At 38.7% G+C, this 21,782-nt stretch carries 23 protein-coding genes and 1 tRNA gene; 9 read left to right on the top strand and 15 right to left on the bottom strand.

Annotated features, from left to right (window positions below; all coding sequences use genetic code 11):
* The first annotated feature begins 31 nt into the window (after nt 1-31).
* Nucleotides 32-481 (top strand): DUF6438 domain-containing protein, encoded by a 450-nt coding sequence (locus LVD15_RS05215; RefSeq protein WP_233779248.1) that lies wholly within the window; start codon nt 32-34, stop codon nt 479-481.
* Between the two features lie 2 nt (nt 482-483).
* Here the strand turns inward: LVD15_RS05215 and LVD15_RS05210 are convergent, their stop codons facing one another.
* Nucleotides 484-726, bottom strand: coding sequence for a hypothetical protein (locus LVD15_RS05210; protein WP_233779247.1), 243 nt, complete (start codon nt 724-726; stop codon nt 484-486).
* A gap of 422 nt (nt 727-1,148) precedes the next feature.
* Here LVD15_RS05210 and LVD15_RS05205 point away from each other — a divergent pair, with 422 nt between their 5' ends.
* Nucleotides 1,149-1,817 carry a hypothetical protein gene (locus LVD15_RS05205; protein WP_233779246.1) on the top strand — a complete coding sequence of 223 codons (669 nt, stop codon included), beginning with the start codon at nt 1,149-1,151 and terminating at the stop codon, nt 1,815-1,817.
* Between the two features lie 66 nt (nt 1,818-1,883).
* Here LVD15_RS05205 and LVD15_RS05200 read toward each other — a convergent pair whose 3' ends face one another.
* Entirely contained in the window at nt 1,884-3,068 is a 1,185-nt protein-coding gene (locus LVD15_RS05200) for a dipeptidase (RefSeq protein WP_233779245.1), read from the bottom strand.
* Between the two features lie 125 nt (nt 3,069-3,193).
* On the opposite strand from LVD15_RS05200, the gene LVD15_RS05195 reads away from it, so the two are divergent.
* Nucleotides 3,194-3,439: a cytochrome b5 domain-containing protein gene (locus LVD15_RS05195; protein WP_233779244.1), complete on the top strand. Its 246-nt coding sequence runs from the start codon at nt 3,194-3,196 to the stop codon at nt 3,437-3,439.
* On the opposite strand, the gene LVD15_RS05190 is transcribed toward LVD15_RS05195, so the two are convergent.
* Nucleotides 3,440-4,201, bottom strand: a complete 762-nt coding sequence (locus tag LVD15_RS05190; protein ID WP_233779243.1) for a zinc metalloprotease — start codon at nt 4,199-4,201, stop codon at nt 3,440-3,442.
* A gap of 52 nt (nt 4,202-4,253) precedes the next feature.
* On the opposite strand from LVD15_RS05190, the gene LVD15_RS05185 reads away from it, so the two are divergent.
* From LVD15_RS05185 to LVD15_RS05175, 3 genes are read left to right on the top strand one after another with little or no spacing between them, the layout of a single operon-like run.
* Nucleotides 4,254-5,105 carry an N-acetylglucosamine kinase gene (locus LVD15_RS05185; protein WP_233779242.1) on the top strand — a complete coding sequence of 284 codons (852 nt, stop codon included), beginning with the start codon at nt 4,254-4,256 and terminating at the stop codon, nt 5,103-5,105.
* The gene (gene murQ / locus LVD15_RS05180; protein WP_233779241.1) at nt 5,102-5,902 is read left to right on the top strand and encodes an N-acetylmuramic acid 6-phosphate etherase; all 801 of its coding nucleotides are present in this window, start codon (nt 5,102-5,104) and stop codon (nt 5,900-5,902) included. The genes LVD15_RS05185 and murQ overlap by 4 nt, the downstream gene beginning before the upstream one ends.
* Before the next feature lies 1 nt (nt 5,903).
* Complete coding sequence (locus LVD15_RS05175; protein WP_233779240.1) at nt 5,904-6,473, top strand: hypothetical protein; 570 nt, start codon at nt 5,904-5,906, stop codon at nt 6,471-6,473.
* On the opposite strand, the gene LVD15_RS05170 is transcribed toward LVD15_RS05175, so the two are convergent.
* From LVD15_RS05170 to era, 4 genes are all read right to left on the bottom strand, one after another.
* Entirely contained in the window at nt 6,474-7,085 is a 612-nt protein-coding gene (locus tag LVD15_RS05170) for a SprT-like domain-containing protein (RefSeq protein ID WP_233779239.1), read from the bottom strand.
* 73 nt (nt 7,086-7,158) lie between these two features.
* Nucleotides 7,159-7,389, bottom strand: coding sequence for a hypothetical protein (locus LVD15_RS05165; RefSeq protein WP_233779238.1), 231 nt, complete (start codon nt 7,387-7,389; stop codon nt 7,159-7,161).
* A 62-nt stretch (nt 7,390-7,451) separates the two neighbouring features.
* Nucleotides 7,452-8,756: a ribosome biogenesis GTPase Der gene (gene der / locus LVD15_RS05160; RefSeq protein WP_233779237.1), complete on the bottom strand. Its 1,305-nt coding sequence runs from the start codon at nt 8,754-8,756 to the stop codon at nt 7,452-7,454.
* Between the two features lie 22 nt (nt 8,757-8,778).
* Nucleotides 8,779-9,663: a GTPase Era gene (era, locus tag LVD15_RS05155; protein ID WP_233779236.1), complete on the bottom strand. Its 885-nt coding sequence runs from the start codon at nt 9,661-9,663 to the stop codon at nt 8,779-8,781.
* A 224-nt stretch (nt 9,664-9,887) separates the two neighbouring features.
* Between era and LVD15_RS05150 the strand changes: the two genes are divergently transcribed.
* A tRNA-Met gene (locus tag LVD15_RS05150) sits at nt 9,888-9,960 on the top strand.
* 269 nt (nt 9,961-10,229) lie between these two features.
* Here the strand turns inward: LVD15_RS05150 and LVD15_RS05145 are convergent.
* The 7 genes from LVD15_RS05145 to recQ form a co-directional block, all read right to left on the bottom strand.
* Nucleotides 10,230-11,684 (bottom strand): TrkH family potassium uptake protein, encoded by a 1,455-nt coding sequence (locus LVD15_RS05145; RefSeq protein ID WP_233779235.1) that lies wholly within the window; start codon nt 11,682-11,684, stop codon nt 10,230-10,232.
* 96 nt (nt 11,685-11,780) lie between these two features.
* Nucleotides 11,781-12,149, bottom strand: a complete 369-nt coding sequence (locus tag LVD15_RS05140; RefSeq protein WP_233779234.1) for a hypothetical protein — start codon at nt 12,147-12,149, stop codon at nt 11,781-11,783.
* Nucleotides 12,150-12,167: 18 nt separating this feature from the next.
* Complete coding sequence (trkA, locus tag LVD15_RS05135) at nt 12,168-13,508, bottom strand: Trk system potassium transporter TrkA (RefSeq protein WP_233779233.1); 1,341 nt, start codon at nt 13,506-13,508, stop codon at nt 12,168-12,170.
* Nucleotides 13,505-13,999 carry a gliding motility lipoprotein GldH gene (locus tag LVD15_RS05130; protein WP_233779232.1) on the bottom strand — a complete coding sequence of 165 codons (495 nt, stop codon included), beginning with the start codon at nt 13,997-13,999 and terminating at the stop codon, nt 13,505-13,507. Before LVD15_RS05130 ends, trkA begins: the two co-directional genes overlap by 4 nt.
* Complete coding sequence (locus tag LVD15_RS05125; RefSeq protein ID WP_233779231.1) at nt 13,996-15,147, bottom strand: PSP1 domain-containing protein; 1,152 nt, start codon at nt 15,145-15,147, stop codon at nt 13,996-13,998. Before LVD15_RS05125 ends, LVD15_RS05130 begins: the two co-directional genes overlap by 4 nt.
* A 52-nt stretch (nt 15,148-15,199) precedes the next feature.
* The gene (gene purD / locus LVD15_RS05120) at nt 15,200-16,489 is read right to left on the bottom strand and encodes a phosphoribosylamine--glycine ligase (protein WP_233779230.1); all 1,290 of its coding nucleotides are present in this window, start codon (nt 16,487-16,489) and stop codon (nt 15,200-15,202) included.
* 127 nt (nt 16,490-16,616) lie between these two features.
* Nucleotides 16,617-18,806 (bottom strand): DNA helicase RecQ, encoded by a 2,190-nt coding sequence (gene recQ, locus LVD15_RS05115; protein ID WP_233779229.1) that lies wholly within the window; start codon nt 18,804-18,806, stop codon nt 16,617-16,619.
* 159 nt (nt 18,807-18,965) lie between these two features.
* Between recQ and LVD15_RS05110 the strand changes: the two genes are divergently transcribed.
* Together LVD15_RS05110 and LVD15_RS05105 are read left to right on the top strand one after the other, a co-directional pair.
* Nucleotides 18,966-19,934, top strand: coding sequence for a KpsF/GutQ family sugar-phosphate isomerase (locus LVD15_RS05110; protein WP_233779228.1), 969 nt, complete (start codon nt 18,966-18,968; stop codon nt 19,932-19,934).
* A gap of 33 nt (nt 19,935-19,967) precedes the next feature.
* On the top strand, nt 19,968-21,038 hold the full coding sequence (locus LVD15_RS05105) for a mannose-1-phosphate guanylyltransferase (RefSeq protein WP_233779227.1): 1,071 nt from the start codon (nt 19,968-19,970) through the stop codon (nt 21,036-21,038).
* Here LVD15_RS05105 and rlmB read toward each other — a convergent pair.
* The gene (gene rlmB / locus LVD15_RS05100) at nt 21,033-21,782 is read right to left on the bottom strand and encodes a 23S rRNA (guanosine(2251)-2'-O)-methyltransferase RlmB (RefSeq protein ID WP_233779226.1); all 750 of its coding nucleotides are present in this window, start codon (nt 21,780-21,782) and stop codon (nt 21,033-21,035) included. The genes LVD15_RS05105 and rlmB overlap by 6 nt on opposite strands.

Genomic DNA, 21,782 nt, shown 5'->3' with positions numbered 1-21,782 from the left:
CTCTTTGACAAAAAATCTTTAATATCGAACTATGAAAAATTTATTATTGCTTCTTTTAATAACTATAATTTCTTGTAAAACCACGCAAAAAACTGAGGCACAAGAAGATCCTATCATAAAAATGGAGAAAACGCCATGCTTTGGTACTTGCCCGGAATATTCATTAGAAATATTTGCGGATAATACTGCGAAGCTACATGCCGTGCAGCATTTACCTCTTAAAGGAGATTATAAAGCTAAAATCAGTGATAGCCAGCTAAGTGCATTGATCTCAGCTTTTGAAGAAGGAAAGTTCTTTGAATACGAAAAGGAGTATACTGCTAATATTTCTGACATGCCTACGACTTACCTTACTTTTAACCATAAAGGGAAAGTGAAAAAAGTCAAAGATTACCACGGCGCACCGGAATCTCTTAAGAAGTTAGAAAAGCAGGTGGCGGCATTAGTAGATACCCTTGAATGGGAAGAGGTGGAAGAATAGTGCTATGATTTTTTTAGCACTTTTTGATTTTCTGTGTAGGCATCTATCATTTTAAGCCATATTACTTTCTCTCCACTATTAATGGACTCATAGTAGTAAGTATTTTCTTCCAAAATGAGCTTGGCTTCGCCCAGCTCATATCGCAGTGCTTTTACCAAATCACCCTCTTGCAAAGCTTCGCCGTTTAAATCAAGTAACTGCGGAAGCTTTTGCTCGTCTCTTTTCTTTTTGAATAATCCAAACATGATAGTAACCTCAAAAATACACAAATTATTTTTGAGAGGGATGCTCTTAATGTTGGATCTTGCTCAATGCTTTTCTTTCCAGCTTTATTAGATTATTAATTAAGGTAGAAGTTACATGCTTTCTAAATGAAGGTGTTTCAGATCTTAATGATACTTCCTTTATCGCCGATGCCTCAACCCAGTATTTGTGCACCATTTTTTGACAGGAATAAACGGAGGCAACCAACATCAGCAAAATGCTGAGTGTAATTACTTTATAATAGCGTTTTGTTATTTCCATACCTATACAAACGAATATATTACTGCTTTAAGGATGATTAATGGAGATTGGCTAAAAACTGAGATAAGCGGTGATATAAAAAATCCAGTTTTGGAAACGTAGACATATTCGTATTGTCTTTTTTGTAAAACGGCTATCAATCATGAAAAATCTAATCTTTACTTTAACTTTTTCATTTTTAGTGAGTGTGATATATGCTCAGACTATTGACAATACAGATGATGTGGTGAAAAAATATAATTCTTATCATTATCACAAAGGCGAAAAAACGCTGTCTGGCGGAGGTTTTCATTCCGGAGGTTTTGGGGCGCTGTCTTTTAAAGCAGGGGAGTTTAGAGATAAAGCCCTTATGATGGCAGGCGTACGTGGCGGCTGGATTATAAACAGTACGGTGGCTCTCGGGATTGAAGCTTACGGAGTAATTCCTTCTACTGAGTACTCAGATATTTATTTTTATAATGATGTAGTGCTTTTAGGAGGATATGGAGGTTTATTTATAGAACCCATCATTTTTTCTGATGAGGTGGTGCATGTTACTTTTCCCATAGCTTCAGGAGCAGGGTGGTTAGGCTATCATGATGATTTGGATGGAAATGATGATACTGATGACGATCTGGATGACCTAATTGATGATGATGTATTTTGGTACCTGGAGCCAGGGGTTACTGCAGAAGTAAACGTAACCAGAAATTTTAGATTGGCCCTAGGCGTAACCAAAAGGTTTACTAAAGACATGGATTTGCTTTTGACCAAAAGCAGTGATTTCGAGAGCCTAAACTATGTGATTACATTTAAGTTCGGTGCTTTTTAGGCGTTATCAAACAAAAGGCTGTCTTCTAAAGCAACTACTTTTGAAGACAGCCTTTTGCCATTATTCTTAAGGAGTGGCTATGTCTTCAGCGTAATCAATGACTTCTTGCCAAACTCTGAAAATGTTTTTAGAGCATATTTTTTCTATGTCTGATTCAGAATATCCTCTTTTTAATAAAGTATAAATAAGGTTGGGATAATTAGAGACATCTTTTAGCTCTGTAGGCAAAGTATCTCCTACGCCATCAAAATCAGAACCCAGACCTACATAATCAATACCTACGAGCTGCACTATGTGGTCAATATGATCGGCCACTTTATCAAGGTTACTGTAAATAGGGTTTTGAGTAAGGTAGGTGATGAATAGGCTGTCACTTTCTGTAAGGTTATGGTCTTTCATGTATTTTTCCGCAGCATCACTTTTTTCGCGAGACACATCATCTACAAAGGTAGACCCGAAATTAATTTGGATCACTCCTCCTTTTTTAGCTAAAAGGGTAATCATGTCATCAGACATATTTCTTTCAAAGCCAGACGTAAAATGCCTGCAAGAAGAATGAGAAGCAATTACCGGAGTTTTTGAAATTCTCATTACATCATAAAAAGCGCTATCAGAAATGTGAGATACATCAACCATTATTCCCAATTGATTCATTTCCAGAACCACTTGTTCGCCAAATTTGCTGAGACCATTCCACGTGTAAGCGGTGTCATAAGATGAATCGCAAATGAGATTGTCTTTAGCATGAGTAAGTGTGATATAGCTAATACCTCTCTCTTTGAAGTGAGTCAGATAGCCCAGGCTATCTTCAATGGCGGCTCCGTTTTCTATTCCCATAGGCAGGGCTATTTTTCCTTCGGAGCCTATTCTTTCTACATCAGCAGGAGAAGTGGCCACCTCAAATTTTTCAGGTAGTGCCGTGGCTATGCTGTTTACCATGTCTATTAGTGAATCGGCCAATGCCGGTGCCCCACCTTTAACCTGATAGTCAGAAGGGATGTAAATAGACATAAAAGGAGCGTCAAGGCCTCCAATTTTAGCTCTTTCAAAGTCAAAATCACCTTTTTTAGTGGAGATTAACTCTTGCTGATCTTCCTCTATGTTAAAATGGCTGTGCTTTAATCGGTAGGGTAAATCTACATGTGTATCTACCAATGTGTAGTTCAAGGCCAGCTCTTGAGCTCTGATCTTTAACTGGTTGTCATTAGTGCTATCTTCTTTTTTTGGAATATCCCTGATTGCAAGCAGCAATAGGAATCATCATGAAGAATAGCAATCTTAAATTTCTCATATTTGCCAGACTTGATTTATTTGAGCATAAAATTCCACATTTTTATAATCTAAAAAAATACAAATTTTTGATCTAAGACATTTTTATGAATGAAAATGATATTCCCACTTATACAATCGGCCAGCTGGCGCTTAGAAACGGGCAAGATAAAGATGATATTTGGGTAGCTTATCAGGGTAAGATTTATGATGTAACCAGCTCAAGGCTATGGCGCAATGGTCAGCATTATGAACACTGGGCCGGACAAGACCTTACGCCAGAGCTGGTAGATGCACCTCATAACGAGAATGTATTTGATAAGTTTAAGGTAGTGGGACAGTTGAAAAAATAGTTATTTGCCACCGTTAGCTTTTAAGTCTGCAAGACAATTGGTATCTAAGGAAGGTGGGCTACTCATGCCTAATAGATCAGCCAAGTTATTACTGTTTTCTACAGTCCAGTACATAAGGCAGTCAGCATCATCACAATGTTTGCCATGGGGCACATCCTGATGCTGGGCAACCATGTCAGTGCCATTATTTACCAGCCCGAGAATATGACCAAATTCATGCTGAGTTACCGTAGAGCTTAAGAGATTGGTGCTGGGTTGGCCAATGCCGCCGCTCAGGCTTTCAATGGTTTTTTGAAATATGGCCATGGAACTATTTTGGTAAGCTATGCCCAATACTTTTGAAGAAGACGAATCTTCACTATACCCACCATCCAGGAAAATAAAATAAGCTGCAATATTCTTATTACTGGTGTATTGGGTACGCTTAATTTGCTCCAGGGCTCTAATATCAGCTGCGCTGTAAGTGGTTTTTCCTTCAGCAACTATTTCATTTTTAATGAATACTATTCCTGCTGGTTTATTCAATATCGTTGAAAGAAAGCTTTCTAAACTATTTAAAACAGCAGATGAAGGTTCGTAGCCGGTCATATATTGTATTTCTATATTTAGGCTTTCATAATTTTCATCAGAAAGAAAATCGTGAGAAGATGCTCCTACCGGCTGTAACGTGCTTGTATTCGGTTGAGCAGTATCATCATCATTACAAGCGCTGGTGGCAAATATTAATAAACATATCAGTACAGCTGCGCATTTTAAATTCATAATCACATAACTTTATTACTTAATATACGAAAAATAAGCCATTTAAAGATTTATGATATTAATAGCCGACAGTGGTAGTACCAAAACAGACTGGCGTCTTATAGATTCGGAAGGAGCTGTAGAGCAATATAAGTCAGCAGGAATAAACCCATACCAGCAAAAGGAAGAAGATATACGAGCTGAGATTATGGAGTCTTTAAAACCACAGATAAATCATGAGGTGCATCAGGTATTCTTTTATGGAGCGGGCTGTTCATCTAAAGACAATATAGCTTCCTTAGAGCGAGTGTTTACAGAGGCTTTTCCTAATGCGATAGTGAGAGTGAATCATGATCTCATGGGAGCAGCCAGAGCACTTTGCGGTCATGAGGCAGGCATAGCCTGCATATTGGGTACGGGTACTAACTCTTGTTTGTATGATGGCAGAGACATAATTAGTAATGTGCCTTCTCTGGGCTATGCATTAGGCGACGAAGGGAGTGGTGCCTGGCTGGGGATTAATTTGGTGTCTGACTTTTTGCGAGGGGATATGGACTCTGACCTGGCGGATAAGCTGGTGAAGCAATACGAGATAACTAAAGATGTGGTGCTGGAAAATGTTTATAAAAGGCCCATGCCTAACCGATATCTGGCCAAATTCAGCAGATTTTTATTTCACCATGTTCATCACCCTTACGTAAGTGCACTAGTGCATAGAGGTTTTACGCTTTTTATGGAGAAGAATGTGAAAAAGTACGAAAACTTCGATCAGTTGCCGGTACACTTTACAGGTTCTATAGCTTTTTACTATAATAATATTTTAAGGCAGGTAGCCGCAGAGCAGGGAATAATATTGAAACTTGTTATTGAAAGTCCTATTGCTGGTTTAACATTGTTCCACCAAAACAGTATTATAGAAAGATGAGTACAACCGAGTCAAGTTCTAATTTTGATAACCTGGAGCAAATGAGCATAAAGGAATTGCTTCAGAATATAAATAAAGAAGATGCCAGCGTACCCCAGGCAGTAGAGAAAGCCATCCCTCAAATAGAAGCTTTAGTGGCGGAGATAGTCCTAAAAATGAAGGAAGGAGGCCGCTTGTTTTACATCGGAGCCGGTACCAGCGGCCGGTTAGGTATATTAGATGCCTCTGAGATTCCGCCTACTTATGGCATGCCTCATAATAAAGTAATTGGTCTTATTGCTGGTGGAGATGGTGCCATAAGAAAGGCTGTGGAATTTGCTGAAGATGATGAACATCAGGCTTGGAAAGATATGGAGGTGTTTGATATTAATAATGGTGATGTGGTAATAGGTATAGCCGCCTCAGGAACCACGCCCTATGTGATAGGAGGATTGGAAAGAGCTAATGAGCAAGGATTAGTTACTGGTTGTATTACATGCAATGCTAACTCCCCGTTAGCAGCCGTGGCAAAATTTCCTGTGGAGGCCATAGTAGGGCCTGAGTTTGTTACCGGTAGTACCAGAATGAAGGCGGGAACAGCACAAAAGTTAGTTCTAAATATGATTTCTACTTCTGTAATGATTCAGTTAGGCCGCGTAAAGGGTAACAAGATGGTTGATATGCAGTTAAGCAATAATAAACTTGTAGATAGAGGTACACGTATGCTTATGGAAGAGCTGTCTATTAGCAGAGAAGAGGCGGAAAAGCTTTTGAAGCAACACGGCTCTGTGAGGAATGTGATTGATAACGTAAGATAGAATGCACGAAATAGAACCATATTACAGGTGGCTACACCTTTATAACCCGGCAGAAGATAGTCTTTCTCCTTTTTATGGAAAGGAATATAACCATGATCTTTATTCGGAAAATATTTATGGTTACTACATAGACCCTGCCTGGGATTTTATAGGATCAGAAACGCTTTATATAAAAGTTCTGTATGCAGATTACCATGAGGGATTTGCTATCATGGAATTTATAGGAGAGTGGAATGATGCTATCAACAATGATATTATGCATCTGAAGCGTAATATTATTGAAAACTATGCACACCACGGCATTAATAAGTATATCCTCATAGGTGAGAATATTTTTAATTATCATGGCTCAGATGATAGTTACTATGAGGAGTGGTTTGAAGATGTGGAGGACGGCTGGGTGGCAGCGGTTAATTTTCCGGAGTTTGTGCAAGACGAACTTAAAAATTATAATGTAGATATGTACATTAATATGGGAGGGAGCCTACAGATAGATAAATGGCGAACTATGGCGCCAAAGCGTTTCTATTCTTTGGTAGACCAGCTCATACAAAGGCGACTTACTATTTAGTTATACCTTTTCTACCTCCGCCATTTTGGAGATAAGGTATTTTAAGTTTGAGCTTACTTCGCAGCAGACATAGCGTGATCTACGTAAACTTTCCTTTCTGAAAACCCGGTTTTTAAATTTAAATAGCTCTCCAGTAGGTATATCACTCAGCTGGAGGCTCCCATGTGCGTCATGCAGCCTTAATGCAGCCATAAGAGTATGGTCATTACAAGAGGAGGCTTTCGGGTTTTTTAGATATTCTTTTAGAGGCTGCAGTACAGATTGCGGAAATATCTCCGTAGTAAGCATGGGAGTCATCAGTTTACGAAAATTTTTCTTCCACTCTGCCCCGTGAGGTTTTACTGTTCTTTTATGAATGGAGTAAGTCACCAAATGAGCCACTTCGTGAATGTAAGTAATCAGAAATGAGTAGGGGTTAAGGTTATTATTAACAGAAATGCTTTGCCTGCCCGTAGCAGGGTCAAACCTATAATCACCAAGTTTGGAGGCCCTTCTTTTCTTTATTCTTAGAGAAAAATCATTTTCATGCCAAAGCCAGTGGCAATAGTCAATGGATTTTTCTGGCAGGTATTTTTTTAGTGCTTCTTTAAATTTCTTTTCAGAACTTGTCATCCCCTGCAAATATAAATCAAAAAAAAAGGCTTTAGAGAAACTCCCTAAAGCCTTTTTCTAATAAAAGATATTTTTATTCAGCAGGAGTTTCTACTTCTACTGAATCAACTTCTTCTTCTACTTCATCAGCAGCTTCTTCTACTGATTCTTCTACATCTTCAGCAGCCTCTTCCATGCTGTCGCCAGCTTCTTCAACTGTTTCTTCTACTTCTTCTGAAGCAGATTCTTCTTTTGCTTTGTTGTCACAGGCTACAAATGCTAACGAAAATGTAAAAGCCAATAAGAATGTTAATAGTTTTCTCATATGTTTCAGGTTTTGAATTTGGCTCTAATATATATACAATCTTGATACCTGTCAAATAGAAGTTATTTTTTTCTAAAAAATAACCTGATTGGTACACCTTCTAAACCGAAGCTTTTTCTGATTTTATTCTCCAAAAAACGCTCGTATGGCGCTTTTATGTACTGTGGAAGGTTACAGAAAAAAGCGAAGGTAGGAACTTGACTAGGAAGCTGTGTAACGTACTTAATTTTGATATATTTACCTTTTAAAGCTGGTGGAGGGTATCTTTCTATCTCTGGAAGTAGGGTGTCATTAAGCTCAGAAGTAGAGATTTTTGCCGTTTTGTTATCATATACTTCTATGGCTTTTTCTATTGCCTGAAAAATTCTTTGCTTCTTAGTTACCGAAGTAAAAATAATCGGAATAAAATCTAATTGACCTAACTTTTGCTGAATGCTCTTTTTATAAACATCAGCTGTTTTAGTGTCTTTTTCTATTAAGTCCCATTTATTGACCATTATCATAATACCTTTATTATACTTAATGGCCAAAGAGATTATACTCATATCCTGAGCTTCTAAGCCTCTTTCAGCATCTACTAAAATGATACACACATCACTATCTTGCAGTGCTTGGATAGATCTAAGTACTGAGTAAAACTCAATATCTTCCTTTACTTTAGATTTTTTCCTTATCCCCGCCGTATCAGTAAGAATAAAATCTTTACCATACATGGTGTAGCGGGTATTGATAGCATCTCTGGTAGTGCCGGCTTCATCAGTAACTATAGTGCGATCTACCCCTAACAGTGAATTAAGGAAAGAAGATTTACCTACGTTTGGTCTACCTAATATGGCTAGTTTGGGCACTCCTTCGTCGGGATCTTCATCTCCCTCGTCAAAATGCTCTACTATTACATCTAGTAACTCACCCGTACCTGATCCACTAGCAGAAGAAATAGGAATAACTTCTCCCATGCCTAAAGCATAGAATTCGTTAGCCATATGAATACGTTCAGTAGTATCTGCCTTATTGGCTACCAAATAAATAGGCTTAGATGATGATCGTAAAACATTGGCAAAATCCTTATCCAGATCAGTGAGTCCCATGTAACTGTCTACCATAAATAAAATTACGGTGGCTTCGTCAAGGGCTAGTTCTACCTGAGTTCTTATTTGAGACTCAAATTTATCTTCTGAGCCTGTAACATACCCTCCGGTATCTATTACAGTGAAGTGCTTGCCAGTCCATTCGGCATAGCCATAATGACGGTCACGGGTCACTCCGCTTTCATCATCCATAATGGCCTTTTTCTTTTCAATAAGCCTGTTGAAAAGCGTTGATTTACCAACGTTTGGTCTGCCTACAATTGCTAATATATTTGCCATGTTTAATTTTTTCTAAAGGAAATTAAGATCGATACCCAAACCTCTTAAGGCTAATCTCTTTTTTTCGCCAGTTCTCTGCTACCTTAACAAAGGTTTCAAGGTGAATTTGTTTACCGAAAAATTGTTCTAGTTCTGTTCTGGAGGCTATCCCCACTTTTTTTAATGCTTCGCCACCTTTACCTATTATAATGCCTTTTTGGCTTTTTCTCTCCACATATATCTCAGCCCTTATTCTAATAATGGTTTCATCTTCTTTAAATTCAGTAACCACCACTTCAGTACTGTAAGGCACCTCCTTTTTGTAGTTCAGAAATATTTTCTCTCTGATTATTTCTTCCACAAAAAACTTTTCCGGCTTATCAGTAAGCTCATCTTTTGGGAAATAGGCCGGGTGCTCAGGCAGTAGCTCTACAATAGTGTTAAAAATAGTATCTACATTTAAGCCTTCCAAAGCTGATACGGCCAGATAGGCATCTGCCTTTATATTTTCTTTCCAGTAATCTAGCTTGTCATTGGCCTGCGTACCTTTTGCCTGATCTATTTTATTAAGAATAAATATTAAAGGCTGATTGATCTTTTTTAATTGTTCTTCCAGCTGCTCATCAAATTTTTCATAAATGTCAGTAACAAATAGCACCACATCGGCATCTTCCAGAGAAGAATAGACAAACTTCATCATGGAGTTGTGTAATTCATACTCAGGTTTTATAATGCCAGGAGTATCAGAATAAATGACCTGAAAGTCCTCACCACTGATTATACCCATTATTCTATGGCGGGTAGTTTGTGCCTTAGAGGTAATAATAGATAATCTTTCTCCTACCATCTGATTCATAAGAGTGGACTTACCTACATTAGGTTTTCCTATTATACTGACGAAACCAGCTTTATGAGATTTTTCAGTCATGCTTCTAATTTTTTGCAAAGGTAGTCTTTTAATTCAAAATGCTTCTTTTAGTTATCTTCAGGAAGAGAATTTTAAAATAAATGAATTTTTTTTACGCCACCTCTTGACTTTGTAAAATCAGAACACTACATTTGTATTCCTTTTAAGAAAGAGAGGGGTAAGAAACTTAAAAAGATAAGTTTTTAACATACAAAAAGCGATATATTTTAATATTAACGATACATCGCGGGATGGAGCAGTTGGTAGCTCGTCGGGCTCATAACCCGAAGGTCGCTGGTTCGAGTCCAGCTCCCGCTACTAAGTGAAAAGCCGGTTATTGAAAAATAATCGGCTTTTTTTATGCTTTATATTTTAGAGATGGTTGAAGGGATTAGCTGAAATTCTAGATATTAAAGTGTGCTGAAGGAAATAATTTTCTCAATCAAATTTCAGACACTTCATTTTATTTCTGAAGATTATCTCAATGGGAATCTCAGATAAGCCGAAATACTCGTTAATTCATAACTACCCTGAAAATATAAAATGTACTTTTAACTCATCTGAAAAGATGAGCATTCATGGCTTGCTTAAATCTTCTGCCAGAAATTTCTGTTGAACAACATTAAAACGGTAAATAGCTCTAGTCGGCCTAGGAGCATAAGGAAGGAGAGTAGCCATTTTCCGAAGCCTGTTATTTCATGAAAGTTATTTACTGGTCCTACGGCGCCTAGTCCAGGGCCAATATTGCCTAAGCAGGTGGCTACGGCACCCAGTGCAGTATCAAATTCTTCTCCGGTAAACGATAATAAAAATACACCTACTCCATATACCAGAAGGTAAATCATGATAAAGGCTAGCACATTATAGGTGATGTCTCGGCTTACTGCTATGCCGTTTAGGCGTACAGGAATAATAGCTGATGGGTGTAGTTGCCGCTTCATTTCCAGGAATGAGTTTTTGAATAGTAATGTATGGCGTACTACTTTAATGCCTCCTGCGGTAGAACCGGCGGAAGCTCCCATGAACATAAGTAAGAAAAAGATTATAGTTAAGAATGGAGCCCAGGCGGTGTAGTCTGCGGTAACAAAGCCTGTGGTAGTGATAACGCTCACTACTTGAAATAGAGAATCTCTGAACGACTTTTCGAAGCTTTCCCATTTGGAAGAAAATACAAAGAAGGAAATGCAAATGGAAAGGATCAGGGTTATGAAGAAATAATTTCTAAACTCCTCATTATCCCAGGCTTTTCTGAATTTTCCTTTAAGGCCAAAGTAGGTGATAGTAAAGTTAGTACCTGCCAGGAACATGAATACAATAATTACATACTGAATATATGCAGATTCATAGTAGGCTACACTGGCATTTTTAGTAGAAAAGCCACCGGTAGCCATGGTGGTGAGCGAATGGTTGATAGCATCGAAAAAAGTCATGCCACCAAACATTAATAAAATGGTTTCGGCCACGGTAAGGCCTAGGTACATAAACCATAGTCTTTTGGCTACTTCTTTTATTCGCGGCTTCATTTTGTCTGGTGAAATGCCAGGAGCTTCCGCTACGAAGAGCTGCATTCCTCCAATACCTAATATCGGTAGTATAGCTACTGCTAGTACTATTATTCCCATACCGCCAATCCATTGGGTAAGGCTTCTCCAAAATAATATGCCTTTTGGTACACCTTCTATGTTATTAATGATAGATGCCCCTGTAGTGGTATAGCCTGATATGGTTTCAAAAAAGGCATTAGTCAGGTCTGGAATGGAACCTGAAAGTAGGTAAGGGATGGTGCCGAAAAAGGACATGATAAGCCAGCCCATGGTTACAATGAGATAGCCATCTTTTTTCTTTAATTCTTTGTTAGCATTCTTTCTGGTGGAGGCTGTAATAATGCCACCTGCCAGGGCTGTGATGCCACCAGATGCGGCCAGGTGCCACCATGTTTCTCGGTAGTAGAGAGAAAAAGGAAGACATAGAAGCATGAAAATGCCATTGAAAATCAATAGTATTCCGAGTATATTTAGTATTAATTTAAAATTAAACCGCATCTAAATGTCTTTCGTTGTTAATATAATATATTTTATTTACTGGAGGTTAGCTTCTTCAAAAATAAGACGGTTTCCAGGCTAATTAAGTAAATGGTTTTAAAGGACTCCGAGCAATTTTTCTAATATCGAAGGTTTGCTGAATTCAATTAAGCCTGCAAAATTATTAACAGGACCGAGATCACCAAGTCTGGTATCAATATTTGACTGATGTATAACGGCAATATCTCTATCTGATAAAGAGAGGCCTAATGCGTTAACAACAAACACTGAAAGGTAAAGGATAAGAAGCCGCCGAATGTTACAAGAAATTTCTTTATTTATAAACTCATCATCTTCACTGATAAAGATTATTGCAGAGGTAGGGGCGACAGATGCGGCAGAAAAGATCGGTAATGCTAATGTGCTTCTGAGTGAGGGGAGCGTGCCGAGAAGAGGAGGTGTGAATTTGTGGTTTAGTGAGTTCATGAAAGCAGCTGAGGGCTTTTATTTGAAAAATTCCTCAACTACATGAATGCATTCTGGCCGGCATAGTACTACGGCTCTGTCTTTGGGTCTAAACTGGAAATCTCCCATGGTAGTATAACCCACTCCATTTCTCACTACTCCTCCTATTATAGCCCCTTTAGGGAAATCGAGCTCTTTAATCTCTCTGGTTGTGATTTTAGAGCCAGCTTTTACTATAAATTCAAGGATTTCTGCATCCACCCCGTGAATACTGGTGAGTGATATAACGTCTCCTTTTCTGATATACCTGAAAATGAAGTTGGCAGCTATCAGTTTTTTATTGATCATGGTATCTACCCCTATATTTTGAGATAGGTGGATATAATCAATGTTTTCTACCAACGAAATGGTTTTTTTAACATTATTATTTTTCGCTACAAGACAGGAAATGATATTGGTTTCTGAGTTGCCTGTTACGGCTATGAAGGCATCCATTTCTTCAATGGCTTCTTCTTGGAGCAGGTCTACATCTCTACCATCTCCACAGATAACCATTACGTCTTTAAGCTGATCGGCCAGTTCATGACATTTTTCGCGGTCACGCTCAATGAGTTTTACATTAAACTTACGACTAAGCCTTTTGGCAGCATGAAATCCTACTTTGCTGCCTCCCAGTATCATAATGTTTTTTATCTCTTGCTTTCTTTTGCCTGATAGCTCTAAAACAGTATTTATGCCGTTTGGCTGAGCTATAAAATAGGCATGATCGCCCTCTATAAATTTATTATCTCCATGAGGGATTATAGTTTGGCTGTCTCTAAGAATAGCTACGGTAACAAAGTTTTGATTCGGGTTGAGATGAGCAGCTTCTATTAGTGTTTTGTTTTTGAGTTTGCTGTTTTCGTCTACAGTTACTCCTACTAATGAGAGGCGGCCTTCATCGAAATCAAAAGTGTCAGTAAGCGCAATTTCCTTGAGAAGCCTTTTTATTTCCTTTGCTGCCAGAGATTCGGGAGAGATGATTTCATCTATACCCAGATCCTGTAGGTTTAGCTTCTCTTTATTGAGTAGGTATTCTACATTTTGAATTCTGGCTATAGTTTTTTTAGCTCCGAGGTGCTTGCCAATAATGGTGGTGGTAATATTGGTTTCTTCAGAAGAGGTTACAGCTATAAGCAAATCTGCGTTAGCTACATCGGCTTCTTCCAAAACAGAATATGAGGTGCTACTGCCTTTTATGGTGCCTACATCGAGGTTGCTGGAGGCTTGTCTTAGCCTGGCTCCGTCCATGTCTATGAGAATAATGTCTTGTTCTTCATAGGCCAGGAGTTTGGCAAGGTGGAAACCTACATCACCGGCACCGGCAATAATTATTCTCATTGTTCTGCTATATTATCCTCTGTTACTTTTTCTAATCTGATTCCGGTAGCAATAATATCAGGCAGTGTGTCTCTTCTCATAAACTGCTGCAAGGTGATAGTATATTTACCTGCTTGGTCAAAACTATAATTTTTAAGGATAGGAAACTGATGGTCGAAAACATCACCCAGGCCGTCGCCGTATGGTTTTCCGGTTTTTGGGTCAAACAGATCATTATTGATCAGTTGAGAATCTAATTCCTTATCAGTGCTATCTTTAAGAGTATACTGCACATAAATGTTTTGAAAAGGGTAAGAAATAGTATTTCTAATATTGTAATATAAATTATAGGTCAGTGTAGTGTCTTTGATTTTAAAGTCAAAAGCCTGAGTTGAATCAGCTAACCATTCCTTATTTTCAAAAGTTTTATTTTTCTCGTAAATCCTGTTCTCATCACAGGCTGCTAATGCTCCTAAAAAAGCAATTATAATGATAAATGCAATTCGTGTCATTTATTAGTGTTGTTGCTAGGCTTGCGGCCTTTCCTTCTTTTGTTTTTGTTTCTTTTCTTTCTCTTGTTGTTGCCAGCTTTTTGATTGAACTTTTTGTCCATTTTTTCCAGGTCACTATTGAGGCTGTTGAATTCGCCCTGACCAGGAACATCGTCTTCGAGCAAAGAGGCAGGCTTTTTACCTTTGCTATTGAGCGTTACTATCTCATTAACTCTCTCAACGTCAATAGGGTGCCAAGTGTTTTCATCGTCATAGCCAAACCACATGATTTTTCTGAAGATGTCCGTTTTTTGCAGTTTAGCTACGCCTTTTTCAGTTAAAAGGGGTTTTTCTAACTCAGGAATATCTTTTAGAGCGTCCATGTAAGTGTCTAGCTCATAATTGAGGCAGCACTTTAATCGACCACACTGACCAGAAAGTTTACTGGGGTTTAATGACAGGTTCTGATACCTGGCCGCACTGGTAGAAACACTCTTGAAATCGCTCAGCCAGGTAGAGCAGCATAGCTCTCTTCCGCAAGAGCCGATACCTCCAAGCCTTCCGGCTTCCTGTCTTAGGCTGATCTGGCGCATCTCTACCCTGATCTTAAACTCACCAGCTAATATTTTTATCAGCTCCCTAAAGTCTACTCTATCATCTGCAGAGTAGTAAAAGGTGGCCTTGCTATTATCAGCCTGATACTCGATGTCAGAGAGCTTCATCTCTAGCTTGAGGTCATGTATAATCTGCCTGGTGCGGTAGAGCGTAGGCATTTCCCTCTTTTGTACATCTTCGTATTTCTCCAGATCTTTTTGATGAGCCAGTCTGTATATCTTCCTGATTTCATCCTGGGCTACTTTCTTTTTTTGCATCTGCAGGCGAACCAGCTCGCCTTGCAGTGATACATATCCCAGATGGTGACCATTAGGTACGTCTACTACCACAGCATCACCAGTGTGAAGTTCCAGGTTTTCGGCATTTTGGAAAAAATCTTTTCTTCCGCCTTTAAACCTTACTTCTACTATATCAAATTTATCTACTACTGGCAAATCCATGTTAGATAGCCAGTCAAATACGTTCATTTTATTGCAACCTCCGGTTTGGCAGCCTCCGTTATTGTTACATCCTGCTGCTTTTCCGCTGGTTCCACAAGAACTACATCCCGCCATAGCTTACTTTTTATATTCTTTTGTGCACACTAAAGATAAAGAATATAGCATACTAATCTATTCGAAGGGCTAAAATATCTTTTCCGATGTCTTTTCTATAGTACATATCTTTCCAAGTGATATGCTTGATGGTTGTATATGATTCATCTAAAGCATCTTCTAAGGTTTTGCCCTGACCAGTTACTGCCATTACTCTACCTCCATTAGTTAGAACTTTGTAACCGTCTTGTTTAGTGCCCGCATGTATAACTAATGCATCAGGAACATCAGCTAGTCCTTTAATCTCAATGCCTTTTTCATAGCTGCCGGGGTATCCTCCTGCTACTAAAACCACTGTAGTGGCATAGTTAGGGTCAACCTCCAGTTTGTAGTGGTTTAGGTTGCCTTCTGCTGCAGCTGTAAAAAGATCGAGTACATCACTTTTAATGCGAGGGAATACCACTTGTGTTTCAGGGTCTCCCATACGTACATTATATTCAATTACATAAGGCTCGTCATTTACCTTCATAAGGCCTATGAAAATAAATCCTTTATAATCTATAGATTCCTTTTTAAGGCCGCTTAGGGTAGGAGCTATTACTTTTTCTTTTACTTTTTCTAAGAAGCTTTCATCTGCAAAACTTACAGGAGATACTGCTCCCATACCGCCGGTGTTTAAACCTGTATCTTTTTCACCAATGCGTTTATAGTCTTTTGCTTCTGGCAGTAAAACATAATTTTCTCCGTCTGTAAGCACAAATACTGATAGTTCAATGCCATCAAGAAACTGCTCTATAAGTACTTTTTCGCTAGCAGCACCAAATTGCTTTTCTTGCAGCATAGTTTTTAATGACTCCTGAGCTTCTTGCAAGCTTTGGCAAATGAGTACTCCTTTTCCTGCGGCTAATCCATCGGCTTTGAGTACAATGGGGAAATCACAGTTTTCCAGGTAAGACAGGCCTTCCTCTAAAGTATCAATGGTAAAGGTTTTTGATTTAGCAGTAGGGATATTGTTGTTTTCCATAAAGGTTTTGGAAAAATCTTTACTACCCTCCAACTGAGCGCCTGCAGCATCTGGTCCTATAAAGCCAATGCTTTTAAGCGCATCATTGGCTTCGAAGTAATTTCTTATGCCCTTAACTAAAGGATCTTCTGGGCCTACTATTACAAGCTCTATGTTATTGGCTAAAACAAATTGGCCAATAGCATCAAAATCATTTACATCTATATCTACATTATTAGCAAACTGTAAAGTACCTGCGTTGCCAGGGGCTACAAATACAGTGTCACAGTCTACACTTTGAGAAACTTTCCATGCCAGGGTGTATTCACGCCCTCCGCTACCAAGAATTAGTACGTTCATATTTACAGGTTTAAATTGAAGCAAAATTATGAAATTATTCAGGGCAATAGTAACCTTTAAAACCTAAATGTCCTGAAAAACAAAAAAGGCCACATAAATGCGGCCTTTTCTTCGGGTTTTTCAAGGATTAATTAGCATATTCTGAGAGAAACTTAATTCTCATTAATCTCAATTCTTCTTCAGAATAGTCTTCATTATCTTCATCTTCCAATGCAGTAGCTATGCTGTCTGTTTCTGCATTGAGGAAGTAATCATAAAGATCGTCTTGTCTTTCTTCATCCAGAATATCATCAATATAATAATCCAGATTGAGCTTAGTGCCAGAGTAGCAGATGTGCTCAATTTCATCTAGCAGCTCATCAAAAGCAATACCTTTGGTCTCAGCTATTTCTTCCAGATCTATCTTTCGGTCTATCTGCTGAATGATGAAAATCTTCATCTTAGACTTATTTACCGATGATTTTACCACCACTTCGCTGGCAGTAACTATGTCGTTATCTTCTACATACTTGGTAATAGTTTTGAGAAATTCTTTACCGAATTTCTGCACTTTACCCATGCCTACTCCATTGATCTGTGCCAGCTCAGCCTCGTTAGTAGGGTAGATAGTGGCCATTTCTTCTAAAGAAGGATCCTGAAAGATAACATAAGGAGGTAGCTCTTTTTGTTGAGCAATGGTCTTTCTGAGGCTTTTTAATATGTTGAAGAGATTTTCATCATATGCCTTAGAAGTGTTAGTTACTCTTTCGCTTTCTTCTTCCTCATCTCCGGCGTCTACATATTCATGATCTTTAGCGAAAAGAATGGAATGTGGCTTTTTAAGGAATTCTCTTCCTCTATCGCTCACTTTTAGAACGCCAATATTGTCAATGTCTTTCTGAAGTAATTCATATATGAGTGATTGCCTCACTACTGATTTCCAGAAATCTTTTGTTTCTTCACTGCCTTTGCCATAAACCGCTAGTTGGTCATGGTTATATGAATTTACATACTGATTGGCAACCCCTCTGATCACGTCTACCAGATGGTTTAAGCCAAATCTTTCTTCAGTAGCCATAGCTGCTTCAATAGCGATTTGAGCATACTCTTTGGCTTCATATCTTTCTTTAGGGTGTACACAGTTATCGCAGCCACCGCAGTTTTCTACTTCGTATTCTTCTCCGAAATAGTGGAGTAGCTGCCTTCTCCTACAAACGGGAGACTCTGCATAATATGACATTTCTTGCAAGAGTATTCTGGCGTTATCGCGCTCTTGCACTGGTTTGTCTTTATTAAACTTCTCCAGTTTGTTAATGTCATTGTGTGAATAGAACATGAGACATTCGCCTTCCAGCCCGTCTCGTCCGGCACGTCCTGTCTCCTGATAGTAGCCTTCCAGCGATTTAGGAACATCATAATGTACCACAAATCTTACATCTGGTTTGTCTATACCCATACCAAAAGCAATGGTAGCTACTACTATGTCAATATTTTCATTCAGGAAGTCGTCCTGATTTTTTTCTCTTACGGCGGGCTCCAGACCAGCATGGTAAGGTGCTGCACGGAATCCGTTTACATTAAGCAACTCTGCTATTTCAGCTACTTTTTTTCTGCTCAGGCAGTAAATAATGCCGCTTTTACCTTTATGAACCTGTAAAAACTGCACCAGTTGCTTCTTGGCGTGCTTTTTCGGTTTTACCGTGTAGAATAAGTTCGTTCGGTTAAAAGATGATTTGAAGACATCCGCATTTTCCATTTGCAGGTTTTTCTGGATGTCTAGCTGCACTTTAGGTGTAGCCGTAGCAGTTAGGGCTATGATAGGTAAGTTACCTAATAACCCTATTATTTCTTTTATTCTTCTGTATTCAGGTCTGAAATCATGTCCCCATTCTGAGATACAGTGGGCTTCATCTACTGCTACAAAAGAGACGTTAGCCTTTTGTAGAAAAGCGATATTTTCCTCTTTGGTTAAAGACTCAGGAGCTACGTATAATAGCTTGATAGAGCCATCGAGGCACTCCCGCTTTACCCTGTTGATCTCACCTTTAGAAAGGGTAGAATTTAGGAACTGCGCATTAATGCCAAATGCATTTAGCTGATCCACCTGATTTTTCATCAGTGCGATAAGCGGCGAAATTACGATGGCCAAGCCATCTGTTATTAAGGCAGGTAGCTGATAGCATAAAGACTTCCCCGCTCCAGTAGGCATAATAACGAAAGTATTTTTTCCTTGTAAAATATTTTCGATAATGGCCTCCTGGTTCCCCCTGAATTGACTATAGCCAAAAACTTCTTTTAGCTTACTCCTTAAATTTTCCTTCTCTTCAACCAGCGTCATAATCTTTGATAAAATTTAATAAATCATCAATGTTTTAAAAATATTGTTCAATAGATATACTCTATATTCGGTTCAAAGGACCTTAGAAACCCACGTGGGCATTTATTCATGATTTTTTTATCTTTGGTGAGTTTTATTCACCAATAATGCAAAAGGAAATTGAAGGTAGTAAAAAATATTCAAAAAATTGCCGAAAAGGTACTTCTAAATGAGGCTGAGGCAGTCAAAAAGCTGGTTGATTTTGTTGACAACGATTTTGAAGAGTGTGTGCGGACAATATTTGATTTAAACGGTAGGGTGGTAGTTACCGGTGTCGGTAAGAGCGCTATCATAGCTAATAAAATTGTTGCAACTTTTAACTCAACTGGTACACCTGCATTATTTATGCACGCTGCGGACGCTATTCACGGCGATTTAGGTATGATTCAGAAAGAGGATTTGGTACTCTGTTTATCTAAAAGTGGTAATACACCAGAGATAAAAGTTTTAGTGCCACTAATAAAGCGAACGGGAGCCAAACTGGTGGCCTTAGTGAGTAATATGAATTCTTACTTGGCTCAGCAGGCAGATCATGTGCTAAATGCTACCATAGATGAAGAGGCCTGTCCTAACAATCTCGCACCTACTACCAGCACTACAGCACACCTGGCTATAGGAGATGCTCTGGCTATATGCTTATTGGAATTGCGAGAGTTTTCAAGTGAAGATTTTGCTAAATACCACCCGGGAGGGTCTTTAGGCAAGCAACTTTACCTAAAAGTAGATGATATTTATGAAAATAATGAGCTTCCTTTAGTAAAAGGGGATACCTTAGTGAAAGATGTAATTATTGAGATTTCTTCTAAGAGGCTTGGGGCCGCTGCAGTAGTTAATGACAATAAGGAGCTGCAGGGCATAATTACTGATGGAGATTTAAGAAGAGCCATAGAGCGAGGCATTAATATTGAAAAAAATAAGGCTTCTGAAATTATGTCTACCGGGGCTAAAACTATGAAAAAAGGAGATTTTGCGGTGAAGGCGCTAAACATTATGCAGCAAAATAGTATTAGTCAAATAATTGTTCTGGCAGAAGGTAAAGTAGAGGGGTTTGTGCACCTTCATGATTTGCTAAGAGAAGGAATTATTTAATAAGAATAGTAAACACTAACATAATAACCGCAGATGGAAAACAAGTATTTGGTGATAATGGCCGGAGGGATAGGAAGTCGATTTTGGCCCTACAGCCGTAATAGCCGCCCTAAACAGTTTCTAGATATTTTAGGTACAGGCAGGTCTCTTTTACAAATGACCTATGATCGTTTTTTACCTTTAATAGCTAAGGAAAGAATTTTTATTGTTACCAACGGAATATATGCGGATCAGGTGAAGGAGCAACTTCCAGAGCTTTCTAATGATCAGATACTAAAAGAGCCTTTACGTAGAAATACGGCCCCTTGTATAGCTTATGCTTGCTATAAAATAGCTCAGAAAGATCCTGAGGCTGTAATTACTGTAGCACCCGCTGATCATGTTATTTTTAATGAAGACTCATTCAGGTCCGTAATTAATATTGGCATGCAGGCAGCAGCAGATAAGGATAAGCTTATTACTATTGGTCTTAAGCCTAATAGGCCTGAAACTGGTTTTGGTTACATTCAATATATTCACTCTGATGATGATGTGAAAAAGGTGAAAACTTTTACAGAAAAGCCAGAGAGAGCTTTAGCTGAGAAGTTTTTGGAGAGTGGTGATTTTGTGTGGAATTCTGGGATTTTTGTTTGGAGCGTAGCAGCCATTCAGGAGGCCTTTAATCAGAATTTACCTGAAATGGCGGAGCTCTTTGAAGAGATGGAGAAGGACTTTTATACTGAAACAGAAGAAAGTGCTTTGCAAACTACTTATGCTCAATGTGGCAATATTTCTATTGACTATGGTGTCATGGAAAAAGCCGATAATGTATTTGTAGTGCTTGGCGAGTTTGGCTGGTCAGATTTGGGATCATGGAACTCACTACATGAACTCTCAGATAAGGAAGGTGAAAATAATGTAGTGCAGGCCAATGCGCTGCTTTACGATACTAATAACAGTATTTTAAAAGGCCCTAAAGATAAATTGATAATAGCACAAGGCCTGGAAGGATACCTGGTGGCCGAATGTGATAATGTATTATTAATCTGCAAAAAGGATCAGGAAGCGAAGTTCCGTGACTTTGTGGCAGATGTAAAAGATAAAAAGGGAGCTGAGTTTTTATAAACTCTCAGCTCCTTTTTGCCTTACAGCCTCATAAATAGCTATTGCCGCAGATACGGATACATTTAGTGAGGCTATATTTCCTGTCATAGGTATTTTGCCCCTAAAGTCACACATTTTAAGATATTCTGGCGAAATACCGTTTTCTTCTGATCCTAAAAGTATGGCTACTGGCTGTTTAAAATCTATATTATAGATATAACTATCTGTTTTTTCAGTACATGCTACTATTTGAATACCGCTTTCCTGAAGGAATTTAATAGTAGTTTTAAGATTGTCTTCTCTGCATACAGGTATATAGTTGAGCGCCCCAGCAGAAGTTTTCATGGCATCGTTATTAATAGCGGCACTTCCTTTACTGGGTATTATGATGGCATCTACCCCGGAGCATTCTGCCGTTCTGGCTATGGCTCCAAAATTTCTCACATCAGTTACACGATCAAGAATTAAGAAAAAAGGCTCTTTCCCTTTTTGATACACCTCATTGATTACATTATCAAGAGAGGCATAGTTTACCGCTGCTATAAAGGCGATAGCGCCCTGGTGGTTTTTCCTGGTAATGCGGTTAAGCTTTTCTAAAGGCACCTGAGAAACCGGTATATGATGTGCCTTGGCTTCTTTCATGAGCTCTTTAGTGAGGTCATTAAACAGGCCTTTTTGTACCAGTAGTTTATCAATCTCTTTACCTGCATGAATGCTTTCCAGAACTGCTCTGGTGCCAAATATGTATTCTTTATTGTCAGCCAT

Source organism: Fulvivirga maritima, assembly GCF_021389955.1.
Taxonomy (GTDB): Bacteria; Bacteroidota; Bacteroidia; order Cytophagales; family Cyclobacteriaceae; genus Fulvivirga; species Fulvivirga maritima.
The sequence above is the reverse complement of the archived record's forward strand: the minus strand, read 5'-3'. Positions and strand labels throughout refer to the sequence as shown.

Coding starts and splice junctions, on each gene's coding strand:
- trkA (WP_233779233.1), bottom strand. CDS start 13,508: ATGAGAATAATTATTGCCGGTGCCGGTGATGTAGGTTTCCACCTTGCC.
- LVD15_RS05175 (WP_233779240.1), top strand. CDS start 5,904: ATGCACGAAATAGAACCATATTACAGGTGGCTACACCTTTATAACCCG.
- LVD15_RS05105 (WP_233779227.1), top strand. CDS start 19,968: ATGGAAAACAAGTATTTGGTGATAATGGCCGGAGGGATAGGAAGTCGA.
- era (WP_233779236.1), bottom strand. CDS start 9,663: ATGACTGAAAAATCTCATAAAGCTGGTTTCGTCAGTATAATAGGAAAA.
- der (WP_233779237.1), bottom strand. CDS start 8,756: ATGGCAAATATATTAGCAATTGTAGGCAGACCAAACGTTGGTAAATCA.
- LVD15_RS05145 (WP_233779235.1), bottom strand. CDS start 11,684: ATGCGGTTTAATTTTAAATTAATACTAAATATACTCGGAATACTATTG.
- LVD15_RS05185 (WP_233779242.1), top strand. CDS start 4,254: ATGATATTAATAGCCGACAGTGGTAGTACCAAAACAGACTGGCGTCTT.
- recQ (WP_233779229.1), bottom strand. CDS start 18,806: ATGACGCTGGTTGAAGAGAAGGAAAATTTAAGGAGTAAGCTAAAAGAA.
- LVD15_RS05195 (WP_233779244.1), top strand. CDS start 3,194: ATGAATGAAAATGATATTCCCACTTATACAATCGGCCAGCTGGCGCTT.
- LVD15_RS05190 (WP_233779243.1), bottom strand. CDS start 4,201: ATGAATTTAAAATGCGCAGCTGTACTGATATGTTTATTAATATTTGCC.
- LVD15_RS05165 (WP_233779238.1), bottom strand. CDS start 7,389: ATGAGAAAACTATTAACATTCTTATTGGCTTTTACATTTTCGTTAGCA.
- murQ (WP_233779241.1), top strand. CDS start 5,102: ATGAGTACAACCGAGTCAAGTTCTAATTTTGATAACCTGGAGCAAATG.
- LVD15_RS05215 (WP_233779248.1), top strand. CDS start 32: ATGAAAAATTTATTATTGCTTCTTTTAATAACTATAATTTCTTGTAAA.
- LVD15_RS05210 (WP_233779247.1), bottom strand. CDS start 726: ATGTTTGGATTATTCAAAAAGAAAAGAGACGAGCAAAAGCTTCCGCAG.
- LVD15_RS05125 (WP_233779231.1), bottom strand. CDS start 15,147: ATGGCGGGATGTAGTTCTTGTGGAACCAGCGGAAAAGCAGCAGGATGT.
- purD (WP_233779230.1), bottom strand. CDS start 16,489: ATGAACGTACTAATTCTTGGTAGCGGAGGGCGTGAATACACCCTGGCA.
- LVD15_RS05170 (WP_233779239.1), bottom strand. CDS start 7,085: ATGACAAGTTCTGAAAAGAAATTTAAAGAAGCACTAAAAAAATACCTG.
- LVD15_RS05130 (WP_233779232.1), bottom strand. CDS start 13,999: ATGACACGAATTGCATTTATCATTATAATTGCTTTTTTAGGAGCATTA.
- rlmB (WP_233779226.1), bottom strand. CDS start 21,782: ATGGCTGACAATAAAGAATACATATTTGGCACCAGAGCAGTTCTGGAA.
- LVD15_RS05140 (WP_233779234.1), bottom strand. CDS start 12,149: ATGAACTCACTAAACCACAAATTCACACCTCCTCTTCTCGGCACGCTC.
- LVD15_RS05205 (WP_233779246.1), top strand. CDS start 1,149: ATGAAAAATCTAATCTTTACTTTAACTTTTTCATTTTTAGTGAGTGTG.